This window comes from Streptomyces apricus, from assembly GCF_008369065.1.
Classification (GTDB): Bacteria; Actinomycetota; Actinomycetes; order Streptomycetales; family Streptomycetaceae; genus Streptomyces; species Streptomyces apricus.
Genome location: NZ_VDFC01000010.1, coordinates 26,892 through 41,538, shown reverse-complemented (window position 1 = coordinate 41,538; position 14,647 = coordinate 26,892). Strand labels below are relative to the sequence as shown.

Below are 14,647 nucleotides of genomic sequence, written 5' to 3'. Positions count from 1 at the left end.
AACGGCTGTGGACCGATCCAATCCACGAGGCCGCCACCGGTCCGCCACCGATCCGAAGAGGGACAGTCATGGGGAGTGCGTTCGGCGTCGCCGTCGTGGGGTTCGGCTGGATGGGACGGGTGCACACCCAGGCGTACGCGCGCGTGCCGCACCACTTCCCCGGGCTGTCCCTGCGGCCCGAACTGATCGCCGTCGCCGACGAGGTGCCGGGCCGCGCCGAGGAGGCCGCCGCGCAGTACGGGTTCGCCACCGCGGCCCGGGACTGGCGGGAGGTCGCCGCCGATCCCCGGGTCCGCGCCGTCAGCGTGGCCGCCCCGAACTTCCTGCACCGCGAGATCGGCGTCGCCCTGGCCGAGGCGGGCAAGCACCTGTGGATCGAGAAGCCGGTCGGCCTCGACGCGGCGGACGCGCGGGCCGTCGCGGACGCCGTCGCCGCGGCGGGCGTCCAGGGCACGGTCGGCTTCAACTACCGCAACGCGCCCGCCGTCGCGGCCGCGCGCGAGCTGATCGCGGCCGGGGAGATCGGCACCGTCACCCATGTCCGCATCCGCCTCTTCAGCGACTACGCCGCCCATCCCGAAGGAGCCCTGACCTGGCGTTACGAACGCGAGCGCGGCGGCAGCGGGGTGCTCGGGGACCTCGCCTCGCACGGCGTGGACCTGGCCCGCTTCCTGCTGGGCGAGATCGCGTCGCTGACCGCCGACACGGCCGTCTTCGTCCCGCAGCGGGCCCGGCCCACCGGCGCGACCGCGGGCCACATCCGTGCCACGGGCGGCGAACTGGGCCCCGTGGAGAACGACGACTACGTGTCCTGCCTGCTGCGCTTCGCCTCCGGCGCCCGGGGCGTCCTGGAGGCCTGCCGGGTCTCGGTCGGCGAGCAGAACAACTACGGCTTCGAGATCCACGGCACGAAGGGCGCGGTCTCCTGGGATTTCCGTCGTATGGGTGAACTGGGTGTCAGCCGCGGCACGTCGTTCCAGGACCAGCCGGTCAGCACCGTGTACGTCGGGCCGGGGCACGGCGCGTACGCGGCCTTCCAGCCGGGCGCGGCCAACAGCATGGGCTACGACGACCTGAAGGTGATCGAGGCGTACAACTTCCTGCGCTCCGTCGAGGAGGGCACGCCGTACGGGGCCACCCTGGAGGACGCCGTGCACAGCGTGGCGGCGCTGGACGCGATGGTCCGCTCCGCCGAGAAGGGCACCTGGACGAGCCCCGCCGGGTGACTTTGGCATAACCGGCGGGTACGTGCCGCCGCGCGCCGTGAGGCCGCGGGATCGTCCGTAGGATTGCCTGTTCATGGACACACGCGTGGTGTACGAGATGATCGCTGTCCCTGCCGGCCGGGTCATGCTGTCCGACCGGCGGACGCAGCGCAGTTGGTCGGTCGAGGTCGCCCCCTACCGGCTCGGGGCCTTCCCGGTCACGCAGGCGCTGTACGCGCGGGTCACGGGACTGCGGCCGAGCAGCGCCGACGGGGACCAGCTGCCCGTCGAGGGCGTGTCGTGGTGGGACGCGGTCCGGTTCTGCAACGCCCTGTCGCGGCACGAAGGGCTCACCCCCGCCTACGCGTTACACGCCGGCGGCGAGGACGTCGCCTGGGACCCGGCCGCCGACGGCTACCGGCTGCCCACCGAGGCCGAGTGGGAGCACGGCTGCCGTGCCGGTACGCCCGGACCGCGCTACGGGCCGCTCGACGAGATCGCCTGGTACCGCGACAACGCGCAGGAGCGGGTGCACGACGTGGGCGGCAAGCGGCCCAACCCGTGGGGCCTGCACGACATGCTGGGCAATGTCTGGGACTGGTGCTGGGACGTCTACGACGCGGAGGCCTACGGCACGTACCGGGTGCTGCGGGGCGGGGGCTGGTTCGACGAGCACTGGAGCTGCCGCGCGTCCGTGCGGCGGCGCAGCCACCCGGGGTACCAGGTGGACGACGTGGGCTTCCGCCTGGCCCGGACGCCTGCGGGGGGCTCCGCCGGCCGTTCGTAGGGTGCGGCCCGGCGGGGGCCGATCGCGCAGTTCCCCGCGCCCCTCAAAAAGCGGGGCTGCGCCCCTGCTTCCGTCCGCGCGGAGGGCCCCGCCCCGTCAGGGGCGCGGGGAACTGCGCGGCCCGCCCCCACCGGCCCGCGGTGGCGAACGATCCACAAGCCGTCCGCAGGACACCCGTCACCTGTTCACCCTTTCGGGTGGCCCGCCCGGCTGACAGACTCTGGTGGTGCGCGACTTCGACTTGCTCGTCATCGGATCCGGCCCGGGCGGCCAGAAGGCCGCCATCGCCGCGGCCAAGCTCGGCCGCCGGGTCGCCGTCGTCGACCGCCCCGACATGGTCGGAGGGGTCTCCATCCACACCGGGACCATCCCCTCCAAGACCCTGCGGGAAGCGGTCCTCTACCTCACCGGCCTCACCCAACGCGACCTCTACGGCCAGAGCTACCGGCTGAAGGAGGACATCACCGTCGCCGACCTGACCGCGCGCACCCAGCACGTGGTCGGCCGCGAGGTCGACGTCATCCGCAGCCAGCTCTCCCGCAACCACGTCTCCCTGTTCGCCGGCACCGGCCGCTTCGTGGACGCCCACACCGTCGCCCTGCGCGAGGTGACCGGCAACGAGAAGCTGCTGACCGCGGACACCGTCGTCATCGCCACCGGGACCCGGCCGGCCAGGCCCGCGGCTGTGGAGTTCGACGAGTCGACGGTCCTGGACTCCGACAACGTCCTCAACCTGGAGCGGGTGCCCCGGTCCATGGTCATCGTCGGGGCCGGCGTGATCGGCATGGAGTACGCCTCCATGTTCGCCGCCCTCGGCAGCAAGATCACCGTGGTCGAACAGCGGCCCGGCATGCTCGACTTCTGCGACGTCGAGGTGATCGAGTCGCTCAAGTACCACCTCAGGGACCTGGCCGTCACCTTCCGCTTCGGCGAGACGGTCGCCGCCGTCGAACGCCACGCGCGGGGCACCCTCACCGTCCTGGAGAGCGGCAAGAAGATCCCGGCGGACGCCGTGATGTACTCCGCGGGCCGGCAGGGCCTCACCGACGACCTCGACCTCGACAAGGCCGGCCTGTCCGCCGACGCGCGCGGCCGGATCAAGGTCGACGAGAACTACCGCACCGAGGTGCCGCACATCTACGCCGTCGGCGACGTCATCGGCTTCCCGGCGCTGGCGGCGACCTCGATGGAACAGGGCCGCACGGCCGCGTACCACGCGTGCGGCGAGCCGGTGAGCCGGATGCACGACCTCCAGCCGATCGGCATCTACACGATCCCCGAGATCAGTTTCATCGGGAAGACCGAGGACCAGCTCACCGAGGAGCGCGTGCCGTTCGAGGTCGGCATCTCCCGCTACCGCGAACTGGCCCGGGGGCAGATCATCGGTGACTCGCACGGCATGCTGAAGCTGCTCGTCTCCCCCGACGACCGCAAGCTGCTCGGCGTGCACTGCTTCGGCACGGGGGCCACCGAGCTGATCCACATCGGCCAGTCGGTGATGGGCTGCGGCGGCACGGTCGACTACCTGGTCGACGCCGTCTTCAACTATCCGACGCTCGCGGAGTCCTACAAGGTCGCCGCGCTCGACGCCACCAACAAGATCCGGCAGATCGACCGGCTCCGGGACTGAGCGTTCGCCTGCCGACGGGTGGGGAAGGTGCGGACGGTGCGGGCCGGTGGGGGCTGGGCGCGCGGTTCCCCGTGCCCCTCAGGCGCGGAAGCAGGGGCACAGCCCCTGCTTCCGCGCTCAGGGGCGCCTGGGGCATAAGCTCGGCGTGTGGCCAAGTACTTCGATGTTCATCCCGACAATCCGCAGGCGCGCACCATCACCCAGGTCGCCGACTCCATCCGCGCGGGTGCGCTCGTCGCGTACCCCACGGACTCCTGCTACGCGCTGGGGTGCCAGCTGGGCAGCCGTGACGGCATCGACCGGATCCGCTCCATCCGCCGGCTCGACGACCGTCACCACTTCACGCTCGTGTGCCAGAACTTCGCCCAGCTCGGCCAGTTCGTCCAGGTCGACAACGACGTGTTCCGTGCCGTGAAGGCGTCCACGCCCGGCCAGTACACCTTCATCCTCCCCGCGACCAGGGAGGTCCCGCGCAAGCTGCTCCACCCGAAGAAGAAGACGGTCGGTGTGCGCATCCCGGACCACACGGTCGCGCAGGCCCTGCTCGCCGAGCTGGGTGAGCCGCTGCTCTCCAGCACGCTCCTGCTGCCCGACGAGGAGGAGCCGATGACCCAGGGCTGGGAGATCAAGGAACGGCTCGACCACTCCGTCGACGCAGTGATCGACTCCGGCGACTGCGGCACCGAGCCGACGACGGTCATCGACTTCTCCAGCGGCGAGGCCGAGATCGTCCGCAAGGGAGCGGGCGMCGTCAACACCGTCGTCGGCTCCGGGACCCTGATCACCTTCCCGGTCCTGCTCGCCACCGGGCTGCCGCCCGTCACCGCGACGGTCTCCAATGCGCTCGGCCTGATCCCCGGCGCCGTCAGCGGAGCCTTCGGCTACCGGCGGGAACTGCGCGGTCAGCGGCGGCGCATCCTCAAGCTGGGCGTCGGCGCCCTGCTGGGCGGCTTCACGGGCGCCGTGCTCCTGCTCGCCCTGCCCGCGACGGCGTTCGAGAGGATCGTGCCGGTTGTGGTCGGCCTCGCCCTGGTCCTGGTCGCGTTCCAGCCGCTGATCACCCGGTACCTGCGCCGCCGCCGCGCGCCGGCCACGGTCACCGCGCCGGACACCGGCGCCGGCGCCGTCCGGGAGCGGGCCCCCGCCCGCGGCGACGGGGGGCCGCTGCTGTTCGTCGGCCTGACGCTCGCCAGCGTCTACGGCGGCTACTTCGCCGCGGCGCAGGGGATCATCTACATGTCGCTGATGGGGGTGCTCCTGGAGGAGCCCCTGCAGCGCCTGACCGCCGTCAAGAACGTCCTGGTCGCGATCGTCAACACCGTCGCCGCGACCTTCTTCCTCTTCGTCGCCGACTTCGACTGGACGGCGGTCGCGCTGATCGCCGTCGGTTCCGCGCTCGGCGGCCAGCTGGGGGCCGCGGTCGGCCGCCGCTTCAGCCCGCTGGTCCTGCGCGTCCTCATCGTGACGGTCGGCACGGCCGCCCTCATCCAGCTGCTGCTGCGCTGAACGGCCCCTCCAGCGCCGCCCACTGCAGCAGCATGATGGTCTTCGCGTCGGCGATCTCGCCGGTGCGGATCATGGCCAGGGCCTGCCGGAAGGGCAGTTCGACGGTCTCGATGACCTCGCCCTCCTCGTCGAGGCCACCGCCCGCGTGGGTACGGGTGGCCGGGCCGTAGGAGGCCGCGTAGAAGGTCACGCGCTCGGTGACCGAGCCCGGGCTCATGTAGACGTCGAAGACGCGCTGGACCTCGCCGACCGTGTGCCCGGTCTCCTCGATCACCTCGCGGCGCACGGCGCGCTCAGGGTGCTCGGACTGCTCGTCCTCCTCGTCGAGCAGGCCGCCCGGTGTCTCCACGAGCATGCCGTCGGGGTGGCCGTTGACGTACACGGGGTAGCGGAACTGCCGCGTGAGCAGCACGGTCCCGCGCTCGGTGTCGTACAGCAGGATCGTGGCGCCGTTGCCCCGGTCGTGCGTCTCGCGTTCCTGGGTGGACCAGGTGCCGTCGGCGAGCTGGAGGTCGAAGGTCGTGGTGCGCTCCACGTACCAGTGGCAGGACAGCAGGGTCACGTCCCGCACCTTTACCCGGGGGTTGCCCGTCAGGTCCAGGCCGGTCCGGTCGAGTCCGGTGCGGCCCCTGCGGTCGGGGGTGTCGATGCCGGCGGTCACCGGGCGCCGCCCGCGGAGGAGCGCCGGACGGCGGCGGCGGAGGTCGAGCGGGTACCCGTGCGGGTGGGACAAGTGGTCATGTCCCGCTTCTACCATCCCGTGCGGGCCGGCGGGGTCCCGACGGCCCATCAGGTCATCCGTCCCGGACCCTTGACTCACCCCGCGGCGGCCGGGATTCTCGTCCCAGAGTTTTGCACGAGCCATGACAAGTCGTGACCACCGAAGACGTAGGTGATGACCATGACCCGGCAGCCCCTCCTCCGGCGCGGACCTCTCATGGTCATGGCGCTGCTGCTCGTCGTGACGGCGATGTCGCTCGGGCCCACGCCCAGTTCGGCGGCCGGCGCCGACTGGTGGGACCCGGTCGCGCGGCCCGCGCCCGACTCGCAGATCAACGTGAGCGGGGAGCCGTTCCGGGGCACCGACGCGCAGGGCGAGGTGCGCGGGTTCGTCGACGCGCACAACCACATCATGGCCAACGAGGCGTTCGGCGGACGGCTCATCTGCGGCAAGCCGTTCTCGGCGGCGGGGGTGGCCGCCGCCCTCAAGGACTGCCCCGAGCACTACCCCGACGGCTCGCTGGCGCTCTTCGACTTCATCACCAACGGCGGCGACGGCAAGCACGACCCGGACGGCTGGCCCACGTTCAAGGACTGGCCCGCCCACGACTCGCTGACCCACCAGCAGAACTACTACGCCTGGGTCGAGCGGGCCTGGCGCGGCGGCCAGCGCGTCCTCGTCAACGACCTCGTCACCAACGGCGTGATCTGCTCGGTCTACCCGTTCAAGGACCGCAGCTGCGACGAGATGACCTCGATCCGGCTGCAGGCGAAGCTCACCTACGACATGCAGGACTACATCGACGCGATGTACGGCGGTCCCGGCAAGGGCTGGTTCCGGATCGTCACCGACAGCGCGCAGGCCCGTGAGGTCGCCCGGCAGGGCAAACTCGCCGTCGTCCTGGGCGTGGAGACCTCCGAACCCTTCGGCTGCAAGCAGGTCCTGGACATCGCGCAGTGCGACAAGGCGGACATCGACGCCGGACTGGACGAGCTGTACGACCTGGGTGTGCGCAGCATGTTCCTGTGCCACAAGTTCGACAACGCCCTGTGCGGGGTCAGGTTCGACGAGGGCGGCCTCGGTACGGCCATCAACGTCGGCCAGTTCCTGTCGACGGGCACCTTCTGGCAGACGGAGAAGTGCACGGGTCCGCAGCACGACAACCCCATCGGGGGCGCGGCGGCGCCGGGGGCGGAGAAGGAACTCCCGGCGGGCGTGAAGGTCCCGTCGTACGCCGCGGACGCGCAGTGCAACAAGCGCGGGCTCACCGATCTCGGCGAGTACGCCGTGCGCGGTCTGATGCAGCGCAAGATGATGCTGGAGATCGACCACATGGGCGTCAAGGCCACCGGCCGCGCCCTCGACATCTTCGAGGCCGAGTCCTACCCCGGCGTGATCTCCTCGCACAGCTGGATGGACCTGAACTGGACCGAACGGGTCTACCGGCTCGGCGGGTTCATCGCCCAGTACATGCACGGCTCCGAGCAGTTCGGTGCGGAGGCCGCGCGGACGAAGGCCCTGCGTGACAAGTACGACGTGGGCTACGGCTACGGCACCGACATGAACGGTGTCGGCGGCTGGCCCGCCCCGCGCGGCGCCGACGCCCCGAACCCCGTGCGGTACCCGTTCCGCAGCACCGACGGCAGCGCCGTGCTCGACCGGCAGACCACCGGGCAGCGCACCTGGGACATCAACACCGACGGGGCCGCCCACTACGGGCTCGTACCGGACTGGATCGAGGACGTCCGGCTGGTCGCGGGGCAGGGAGTGGTGGACGACCTGTTCCGGGGCGCGGAGTCCTACCTCGACACCTGGGGCGCGTCCGAGCGGCACCGGGCCGGGGTGAACCTCGCCAAGGGGTCGCCAGCATCGGCCAGTTCGTCGGAGTCGGGCATCTTCACCAGTTACGCGCCCGGCCGGGCCGTGGACGGCGACCGGGGTACCCGCTGGGCCAGCGACTGGAGCGACGACCAGTGGCTGCGGGTCGACCTCGGCTCCACCCGCACGGTCGGGCGCGTCACCCTCGACTGGGAACGCGCCTACGCGAAGGCGTACCGCGTGGAGGTGTCCGCCGACGGCGCCGACTGGCGGTCCGTGTGGTCCACCACCACCGGGGACGGCGGCCTGGACACGGCCCTGTTCCCCGCCGTGCCCGCCCGCTACGTACGGGTGCACGCGCTGGACCGCGGCACCGACTGGGGCTATTCCCTGTACGAGGTGGGCGTCCACGGCGGGTGACGTCCACGACCGGAGACGTCCACGGCAGGTGACATCCACGACCGGAGACGTCCACGGCAGATGGCGTCCGCCGCCGTCCGGCAGCAGGTCCGAAAGGGGCTCCATGGTCCGCAGGCCGTCGGCGGAACGGCGCCGTCAGCTCACCGAGGCGGCCATCCGCGTGATGACCCGGGACGGCGTCGCCGGGGCGACGACCCGGGCCGTCGCGGCCGAGGCGGGCGTGTCACTGAGCGTCTTCCACTACTGCTTCGACTCCAAGCAGGAGCTCGTCGAGTCGGTGATCGAGACGATCACGAGCCACTCCGTCACGGTGGTGCGCGAGGCGATCCGCCCGAGGGGGACCCTGCGGGAGACCGTCGCGGCCGGCTTCCGGGCCTACTGGGACCATGTGTCCGCCCACCCGGGCGAGCACATGCTGACCTACGAGCTGACGCAGTACGCGCTGCGCCGGCCGGGGTTCGAGCACCTGGCCCGGCGGCAGTACGAGCTGTACCGCGACACGTACACCGAACTGCTCGGGCAGCTCGCCCGCGACATGGACTTCGCGCTGCGGGTGCCCGTGCCGGTGCTGGCCCGCTACCTGGCCGCCATGACCGACGGGCTGACCCTCAACTTCCTGGTCCTGGGCGACGACGCGGCGTGGGCGGAGATCCTCGACACGATCACCGACCACGTCGCCGGTCTGGTGCGCGACACGGACGAGGTGCCGCACGGGCCCTGACCTGCACGGTCCCTGGCCCGGATGTTCCCCGACCCGGATGCTCGCTGCCCGGACGCTCCCTGCCCGAATGCTCCTTACGAACGGCGGCGGGGCTTGCCGCCCTTCGCTCCCCGCGCGCCCTTGGTCCCCTTGCCGCCCTTGGACGAGCCGGAGCCGGAGCCGGTCCGGGGACTCTTGCCGGTGGCCTTGCCCGCGGCGGGCCTGCGCCGGGCCGAGCCCTTGTCGGCGGCCGCCGCCTTCGGCTGGGCGGCGGCGGGCTGGGAGCGGCCCCGGGAGCTGTTGGCGGTGCGTCCCCGGACGATCCCGATGAAGTCCTCGACCAGGTCCGTGGTCCTGTCCTCGGGCCACGACAGGGCGACCCGCGACGCGACGGCGTCGGTGACCGGCCGATAGGTCAGGTCCTTGCGGTGGTGCAGGCGGGCGAGCGACTGCGGAACGACCAGGAGGCCGATCCCGGCCGCCACCAGCTCGATCGCGTCGGCCGTCGTGGCGGGGCGCTCGATCGCGGGGCGGCCCGGCGGGCGCTCCCAGTCGAGGGGGTCGTCCAGCGGGTGCAGCACGACGTCGTCGGCCAGGTCCTCGGCGGTGACCTCGTCCACCGCGGCCACCACATGGTCCTTCGGGACGACGACCACGCTGGTCTCGGCGTAGAGGGGGATCGCGCTCAGATCCGTACCGTCGACGGGCAGGCGCACGAAACCGGCGTCGGCGTCACCGCGCCGCAGCACGTCGAGGACCTCGTCCGCGGCGACCGCGAGGAGTGTCAGGGGGACGTCGGGCAGCCGCTCGTTCCAGATCCGCACCCATTTGCCGGGCGTCACTCCCGGAACGTACGCGAGCCGGAACGGAGGGGGGTCCTGGGCGCCTGTCACCTGGCCAGGTTACCCGCCGTGGTCGGGGCAGGTTCACATGCTCGATACCCTTGACCGCATGACGTCGCACCAGAACACCCAGACGATGAAGCCCGCGACCGCGGCGAAGAAACTGGGTGTGTACCTAGAGGCCACACCCGCCGAGTTCCGGGAGGGTGTCGTCTCGCGCGCCGAGCTCGCCGCGCTGCAGGCCGAGCCGCCCGCGTGGCTGCAGGAGCTGCGGCGCAACGGCCCGCACCCGCGGCCGGTGGTCGCCGCGAAGCTCGGCGTCTCCATCTCCGGTCTCGCCCGCGGCGGCGTGACCGAGGCCCTCACCACGGAGCAGATCGAGGCGCTGAAGCAGGACTCCCCGGAGTGGCTGCGCAAGGAGCGCGCCACCCAGGCCGAGGTCCGCAAGGAGGCGGCCCGCGTCAAGGACAAGCAGGCCGAACGCGCGTCCGGGTGATCGCCTGCCAGAATGGGATCAGCGCGTACGTTCGACGGTATGCGCCCCGGACGATGGAGGAGTCCCCGTGCCGCTGCCTTCGCAACCGTTGCGGAAACTGGGTTTCCTGACCATCGGTCTGTTCGACGAGGCCGACCCGCGTACGGGGCACGAGTCGACGCTGGAGATCATCGAGCTGGGTGAGCGGCTGGGCTTCGACAGCGCCTGGCTGCGCCACCGCCACCTGCAGTACGGGATCTCCTCCCCCGTGGCGGTCCTGGCGGCGGCCTCGCAGCGCACCACCCGCATCGAGCTGGGCACCGCGGTCATTCCGCTGGGCTGGGAGAACCCGCTGCGTCTCGCGGAGGACCTGGCCACGGTCGACCTGCTGTCCGGGGGCCGCCTGAACCCCGGCGTCAGCGTCGGTCCGCCGATGCACTACGACCAGGTCAAGGGCGCGCTGTACCCGGACACCGCCGACGCCGAGGACTTCGGCTACGACCGGGTGTCGCGGCTGCTGGACTTCGTGCGCGGCAAGCCCGCCACCGACTTCAGCGGGGTCGAGGGCTTCGAGGTGTTCTCCGACCGCGTCCAGCCGCACGCCGCGGGGCTCGGGCGGCGTCTCTGGTACGGCGGCGGCAGTCTGCGCTCGGCCCGGTGGGCCGGCGAGAACGCGATGAACTTCCTGACCAGCAGTGTCGTGAAGGCGGAGGATTCCGAGGACTTCGCCGAGATCCAGCTGTCCCACGTACGCGCCTTCCGCGCCGCACACCCCGACGGCGACCGTGCCCGTGTCTCCCAGGGGCTCGTCGTCATCCCCACCGACAGCGCCACCCCGCAGCAGCGCGCGAAGTACGCGGCGTACGCCGAGAAGCGGACGCCGCGCACCGCGGTCCCCCAGGGTCCCGCGCGCATGATGTTCGCGCCCGACCTGGTCGGGACCTCCGCGGAGATCGCCGAACGGCTGTACGCGCACGCCGCGTTCCGGGAGATCGACGAGGTGGCGTTCGCGCTGCCGTTCACCTTCGAGCACGCGGACTACGTCCAGATCCTCACCGACATCGCGACCGTCCTGGGCCCGGCCCTGGGCTGGCGGCCAGCGGCCCAGGGATAGCGGCCGACGGCCCGGAGGCAGCGGGCCGCCGGTGCCGGGGCTCAGTCGCTGACGTTGCTGCGGGCCTGGTACAGCAGGTCGGCGTACTCGGGGTGGCGGGCGATGTAACCGGCGTAGAACGGGCAGGTGGCCAGCACCCGCAGGCCGGCGGCGCGCGCCTCGTCGAGGGAGGCCCGGGCCAGCGCGGAGCCGACCCCCTTGCCCTCGCACTCCGGGCTCACCTCGGTGTGCAGGAACGCGATGAGTTCCGGGGTGCGCAGGTAGTCCGCGAAGCCGGCGACCTCGGACGCCCCGTCGAGCCGCGCCTCGTAGCGCCGCGCCTCGGGAACGTCCCGTACTTCGACCGCCATGTGTCCTCCTCGTGTGCCACGTCCGCCCCGCCACTGCCGTGACCTGCGGGTGCCGCGGTGTGCCGATCAAGAGTTCGACCCTAACCGACGGCGCCGGGTGACCCGGATCACAGCGCGGGGGCGATGATTCCGGGCCCTGCCCGGGGTCCACACCATCACGACCACGGCGCGACACCCAGAGACAGGACACGCACATGAGCGAGACCGTGAAGGGCCCCGCGAGCTACTTCCCCTCGATCGAGGCGAAGTACGGCCGCCCCGTCGCCGAGTGGAAGGAGCTGATCCGCTCCTCGCCCCTGACGAAGCACATGGAACTGGTGTCCTGGCTCAAGACCGAGCACGGGATCGGCCACGGCCACGCCAACGCACTGGTCGCGCACACGCTCGCCGAGGACAGCGGCAGGTGACCGGAGCGGACCGGGCCGGGGTCGTACGGGGGTCCGGGGTCCCGTGACCTGATCGCCGTTCCCGGGCGTACGGGTCCAGGGTGTCGTGCACCCAGGAGAACGGCGGCCTGGTCACGGCGCCGGGCCGCGGCGACCGTTGGACCCATGACGACCACGAGGAAGACCACGAACCCGGGCCCCGACGGCAGCTCCTCCCCCGCTCCGCACCCGTACGTCGGGATGTGGGTGACCGCGGACGGCCACATCCGCCAGGAGCTGCGGGCCGACGGCCGCTACGACGAGGCCCGCGGCACCCGCGCGAGCGCCTACACCGGCCGGTACACGGTGACCGGCAGCCACATCGACTACGTCGACGACACGGGCTTCACCGCCACCGGCGACGTCCGCGACGGGGTCCTGTTCCACGAGCACCTGGTGCTCCACCGCGAGACGGACGAGGGCGCTTCAGAGGTGACGCATCAGGGGTGACACGGACCCCCGGTCCGTCCCGCCGCCGGCGGCGCTACCCCGACGGGCGTACGCCAGGGGGGTACCCCGAGCACAGCCGCCGACGGAGAAAAGTCCTGGTCCGGGGGTACGGGAGCGCCGTGCCCCTGGCGTCCGGCGGGCGCGCGACCGGTTGCGGCGGACGCGGGGGTTTTCCACGGTGGGGCCAAACGACAGCCGTTCTGGAAAGGAACCTGTATGCGCGCCCTGGTATCCCGCGGCCTGCTCCTCCCGCCCCTCGTCTGCGCCGCGCTCGTCCTCGGTCCGGTGGGGGCCGCCACCGCCGCCGAGGCCCCGTCCGACGCGCCGGACACCCGTGTCGCCCGGTCGCTGCTCTCCGAGGCCGGCCTCACGCCGGAACGGCTGCGGGCGCTGCCGGCCGACACGGAGCAGGGTGACGCGCTCTCCTCTCTCCTGACCTCGCTGACCAGCCTGATCGGCCTGACCGGCGCGGACAAGGACACCATCGACGCGGTCGTGGCCGCCGAGCAGGCGCAGGCCGTGGAGCAGGCCACCGCCCAGCTGCAGGAGCAGCTCGGGGACATGACGGGCACCATGACGCCCAACGGGACGACGATCGATCCCGCGCCGTCGGTGGGGACCCCCGCGGACGTCCCCGCGCGGGACACCTCGGCCGCTCTGGAGACGTCGGTCGACGGCCTGGTCTCCTCGCTGGCCGCCCTCGACGTGGGCGGGGTCGCCGGTGCGGTGCCGAAGGTCCTGTCGTCCGTGCTCGGGCTGCTGACCGGGGTCTCGGGCGGCGGCCTCGCCCAGCTCCCCACGTCTCCGACCACCTGAGCCACCTGATTGCGCCGGAACGTCCCCGGTCCTGCCGGGGACGTTCACGGACATGCCACGAATCCGCACTCGTCGGACGGTCTCGCGCGGGTACCCGTATCTCATGACTGACGTGGTGGACTCCGACGAACTCCTGCGCCGCATCCAGCGGGCCCGGTCCTGGGCCGGCCGGGAGGAGCAGACCTGGAAGACGCGCAGCGAGGAGCTCAGGCCCGGCGATCCGGACGCCGCGCGCGACGCCGAACTGCGCGGGCAGACCTACGAGGCCGTGCGCAAGGCCCTGGACGAGATAGTGACCCCGGGGACGCACGACGCGGACGGCTGATCCCGGACGGCCTGCCCCGCACGACCTGCCCCTACGACCTGCCCGGACGGACCCGTCGCGGGCGGCCCGGTACGTCGGTCCGCCCGCGCATGACCCGCGCGGCGCATGGAACCCGTCATGGTCATGAGCACCACACAGGGATCGCGCGCGGAACCGATCACCACGGTCTTCACCTGGCAGGTACGCCCCGGTCATGAGGCCGACTTCGAGGAGTGGACGCAGGGCGTCACCGACTGCGTCACGCGGTTCCCCGGCAGCCAGGGGGTGTCCTGGCTGCGCCCGGAGCCGGGGCACCGGTTCCACGCGGTGCTCCGCTTCTCCGACCCGCAGCGGCTGACCGACTGGCTGGAATCGGACGAGCGCGCGCGGTGGCACGCGCGGATCGAGGGCATCGCCACCGAGGTACGCGACGAACGCCAGTCGACCACCGGGATGGAGAGCTGGTTCCGGCTGCCCGGCACCACCGTGGAGGCCCCGCCGCGCTGGAAGATGGTCGTGACGACGTTCCTCGGCGCCTATCCGATGACCCTCCTCGTCCAGTGGCTGGTGGTGCCCGTCACCGCGAGCTGGCCCCTGCCGTTGCGCGCCGCCGTCTTCCCGCTCGTGCTGCTGCCCGTGCTCACGTACCTGCTCATGCCGGGGCTCAGCCGGCTGCTGCGGCTGTGGCTGTACGGCACACCCGACAGCTGACACGGCGACAGGCCCCGCTCCCGGCCCGCGTCACACGTGTGCCGCATCCCGTTGGCGGCCTTCGGCGCGGGCGCTTAGAAAGAAGGTCGAACAGCAACTCTCGGGCCGCGCGTCCGGGCCACGACAGTGACTGCACCCTTCGTAGGGAGCCGAGTATGACAACCCGTTCGCCTTTCGACTCCGACCGACCTGGCATATCCCCCGAGAGCGTGGTCGAGGCCCCCATGCCGCCGCCACCCGTCTCCGCCCCCTGGCAGACGCCGCCGGACGAGGTGCCGGACCGGCCGACGCGCAGGGCTGAACACCGGTACCCCGACGCGGTGGAGCGCCGCCGGTACGCCGAGGCCGCCGACTCCGTCGAGCACCGGTACGC

Annotated in this window: 17 protein-coding genes and 1 pseudogene; 15 read left to right on the top strand and 3 right to left on the bottom strand. The window is 72.0% G+C overall.

What is annotated here, in order from left to right:
- Nucleotides 1–68: 68 nt before the first annotated feature.
- The 5 genes and pseudogenes from FGF04_RS03780 (at nucleotide 69) to FGF04_RS39905 (ending at nucleotide 5,128) form a co-directional block, all read left to right on the top strand.
- A complete protein-coding gene (locus tag FGF04_RS03780) occupies nucleotides 69–1,226 on the top strand; it encodes a Gfo/Idh/MocA family protein (protein ID WP_149509763.1) in 1,158 nt (385 codons plus the stop codon).
- A 73-nt stretch (nucleotides 1,227–1,299) separates the two neighbouring features.
- Nucleotides 1,300–1,992 carry a formylglycine-generating enzyme family protein gene (locus FGF04_RS03775; protein ID WP_235882175.1) on the top strand — a complete coding sequence of 231 codons (693 nt, stop codon included), beginning with the start codon at nucleotides 1,300–1,302 and terminating at the stop codon, nucleotides 1,990–1,992.
- A 226-nt stretch (nucleotides 1,993–2,218) separates the two neighbouring features.
- The gene (gene sthA / locus FGF04_RS03770; RefSeq protein ID WP_149509762.1) at nucleotides 2,219–3,622 is read left to right on the top strand and encodes a Si-specific NAD(P)(+) transhydrogenase; all 1,404 of its coding nucleotides are present in this window, start codon (nucleotides 2,219–2,221) and stop codon (nucleotides 3,620–3,622) included.
- Between the two features lie 147 nt (nucleotides 3,623–3,769).
- A pseudogene (locus tag FGF04_RS40865) lies at nucleotides 3,770–4,369 on the top strand (L-threonylcarbamoyladenylate synthase); the annotation flags it as partial.
- The gene (locus FGF04_RS39905) at nucleotides 4,349–5,128 is read left to right on the top strand and encodes a sulfite exporter TauE/SafE family protein (RefSeq protein WP_235882182.1); all 780 of its coding nucleotides are present in this window, start codon (nucleotides 4,349–4,351) and stop codon (nucleotides 5,126–5,128) included. The pseudogene FGF04_RS40865 and the gene FGF04_RS39905, both read left to right, overlap by 21 nt.
- On the opposite strand, the gene FGF04_RS03760 is transcribed toward FGF04_RS39905, so the two are convergent.
- Complete coding sequence (locus FGF04_RS03760; RefSeq protein ID WP_149509760.1) at nucleotides 5,106–5,789, bottom strand: NUDIX domain-containing protein; 684 nt, start codon at nucleotides 5,787–5,789, stop codon at nucleotides 5,106–5,108. The genes FGF04_RS39905 and FGF04_RS03760 overlap by 23 nt on opposite strands.
- 240 nt (nucleotides 5,790–6,029) lie before the next feature.
- Between FGF04_RS03760 and FGF04_RS03755 the strand changes: the two genes are divergently transcribed.
- Together FGF04_RS03755 and FGF04_RS03750 are read left to right on the top strand one after the other, a co-directional pair.
- Nucleotides 6,030–8,087 (top strand): discoidin domain-containing protein, encoded by a 2,058-nt coding sequence (locus FGF04_RS03755; protein WP_149509759.1) that lies wholly within the window; start codon nucleotides 6,030–6,032, stop codon nucleotides 8,085–8,087.
- A gap of 103 nt (nucleotides 8,088–8,190) precedes the next feature.
- Nucleotides 8,191–8,808, top strand: a complete 618-nt coding sequence (locus FGF04_RS03750) for a TetR/AcrR family transcriptional regulator (RefSeq protein ID WP_149509758.1) — start codon at nucleotides 8,191–8,193, stop codon at nucleotides 8,806–8,808.
- A gap of 74 nt (nucleotides 8,809–8,882) precedes the next feature.
- Here the strand turns inward: FGF04_RS03750 and FGF04_RS03745 are convergent, their stop codons facing one another.
- Nucleotides 8,883–9,680, bottom strand: coding sequence for a LysR substrate-binding domain-containing protein (locus FGF04_RS03745; protein ID WP_149509757.1), 798 nt, complete (start codon nucleotides 9,678–9,680; stop codon nucleotides 8,883–8,885).
- Between the two features lie 58 nt (nucleotides 9,681–9,738).
- Here FGF04_RS03745 and FGF04_RS03740 point away from each other — a divergent pair, with 58 nt between their 5' ends.
- Both FGF04_RS03740 and FGF04_RS03735 read left to right on the top strand, forming a co-directional pair.
- Nucleotides 9,739–10,125: a DUF5997 family protein gene (locus FGF04_RS03740; RefSeq protein ID WP_223146341.1), complete on the top strand. Its 387-nt coding sequence runs from the start codon at nucleotides 9,739–9,741 to the stop codon at nucleotides 10,123–10,125.
- Nucleotides 10,126–10,192: 67 nt separating this feature from the next.
- Nucleotides 10,193–11,218 (top strand): LLM class flavin-dependent oxidoreductase, encoded by a 1,026-nt coding sequence (locus FGF04_RS03735; RefSeq protein WP_149509755.1) that lies wholly within the window; start codon nucleotides 10,193–10,195, stop codon nucleotides 11,216–11,218.
- Between the two features lie 41 nt (nucleotides 11,219–11,259).
- On the opposite strand, the gene FGF04_RS03730 is transcribed toward FGF04_RS03735, so the two are convergent.
- Nucleotides 11,260–11,568, bottom strand: a complete 309-nt coding sequence (locus tag FGF04_RS03730; protein WP_149509754.1) for a GNAT family N-acetyltransferase — start codon at nucleotides 11,566–11,568, stop codon at nucleotides 11,260–11,262.
- A gap of 194 nt (nucleotides 11,569–11,762) precedes the next feature.
- Here FGF04_RS03730 and FGF04_RS03725 point away from each other — a divergent pair, with 194 nt between their 5' ends.
- The 6 genes from FGF04_RS03725 to FGF04_RS39900 all read left to right on the top strand — a co-directional run.
- Nucleotides 11,763–11,975 (top strand): DUF4287 domain-containing protein, encoded by a 213-nt coding sequence (locus FGF04_RS03725; RefSeq protein WP_149509753.1) that lies wholly within the window; start codon nucleotides 11,763–11,765, stop codon nucleotides 11,973–11,975.
- Nucleotides 11,976–12,119: 144 nt separating this feature from the next.
- Nucleotides 12,120–12,443, top strand: coding sequence for an Atu4866 domain-containing protein (locus FGF04_RS03720; RefSeq protein WP_268893762.1), 324 nt, complete (start codon nucleotides 12,120–12,122; stop codon nucleotides 12,441–12,443).
- Nucleotides 12,444–12,659: 216 nt separating this feature from the next.
- Nucleotides 12,660–13,259, top strand: a complete 600-nt coding sequence (locus FGF04_RS03715) for a hypothetical protein (RefSeq protein WP_149509752.1) — start codon at nucleotides 12,660–12,662, stop codon at nucleotides 13,257–13,259.
- 103 nt (nucleotides 13,260–13,362) lie between these two features.
- Nucleotides 13,363–13,584, top strand: a complete 222-nt coding sequence (locus FGF04_RS03710; RefSeq protein WP_149509751.1) for a hypothetical protein — start codon at nucleotides 13,363–13,365, stop codon at nucleotides 13,582–13,584.
- A gap of 123 nt (nucleotides 13,585–13,707) precedes the next feature.
- Complete coding sequence (locus tag FGF04_RS03705; protein WP_149509750.1) at nucleotides 13,708–14,274, top strand: antibiotic biosynthesis monooxygenase; 567 nt, start codon at nucleotides 13,708–13,710, stop codon at nucleotides 14,272–14,274.
- Nucleotides 14,275–14,429: 155 nt separating this feature from the next.
- Nucleotides 14,430–14,647: hypothetical protein (locus FGF04_RS39900; RefSeq protein ID WP_223146340.1), on the top strand; the 218-nt coding region annotated here is incomplete at its 3' end.

Excerpts from the sequence above, each read along its gene's own strand:
- FGF04_RS03715 (WP_149509752.1), top strand. The coding sequence starts at position 12,660 with ATGCGCGCCCTGGTATCCCGCGGCCTGCTCCTCCCGCCCCTCGTCTGC.
- FGF04_RS03755 (WP_149509759.1), top strand. The coding sequence starts at position 6,030 with ATGACCCGGCAGCCCCTCCTCCGGCGCGGACCTCTCATGGTCATGGCG.
- FGF04_RS03740 (WP_223146341.1), top strand. The coding sequence starts at position 9,739 with ATGACGTCGCACCAGAACACCCAGACGATGAAGCCCGCGACCGCGGCG.
- FGF04_RS03720 (WP_268893762.1), top strand. The coding sequence starts at position 12,120 with ATGACGACCACGAGGAAGACCACGAACCCGGGCCCCGACGGCAGCTCC.
- FGF04_RS03725 (WP_149509753.1), top strand. The coding sequence starts at position 11,763 with ATGAGCGAGACCGTGAAGGGCCCCGCGAGCTACTTCCCCTCGATCGAG.
- FGF04_RS03705 (WP_149509750.1), top strand. The coding sequence starts at position 13,708 with ATGAGCACCACACAGGGATCGCGCGCGGAACCGATCACCACGGTCTTC.
- FGF04_RS03780 (WP_149509763.1), top strand. The coding sequence starts at position 69 with ATGGGGAGTGCGTTCGGCGTCGCCGTCGTGGGGTTCGGCTGGATGGGA.
- FGF04_RS03750 (WP_149509758.1), top strand. The coding sequence starts at position 8,191 with ATGGTCCGCAGGCCGTCGGCGGAACGGCGCCGTCAGCTCACCGAGGCG.
- FGF04_RS03710 (WP_149509751.1), top strand. The coding sequence starts at position 13,363 with ATGACTGACGTGGTGGACTCCGACGAACTCCTGCGCCGCATCCAGCGG.
- FGF04_RS03730 (WP_149509754.1), bottom strand. The coding sequence starts at position 11,568 with ATGGCGGTCGAAGTACGGGACGTTCCCGAGGCGCGGCGCTACGAGGCG.
- FGF04_RS03775 (WP_235882175.1), top strand. The coding sequence starts at position 1,300 with ATGGACACACGCGTGGTGTACGAGATGATCGCTGTCCCTGCCGGCCGG.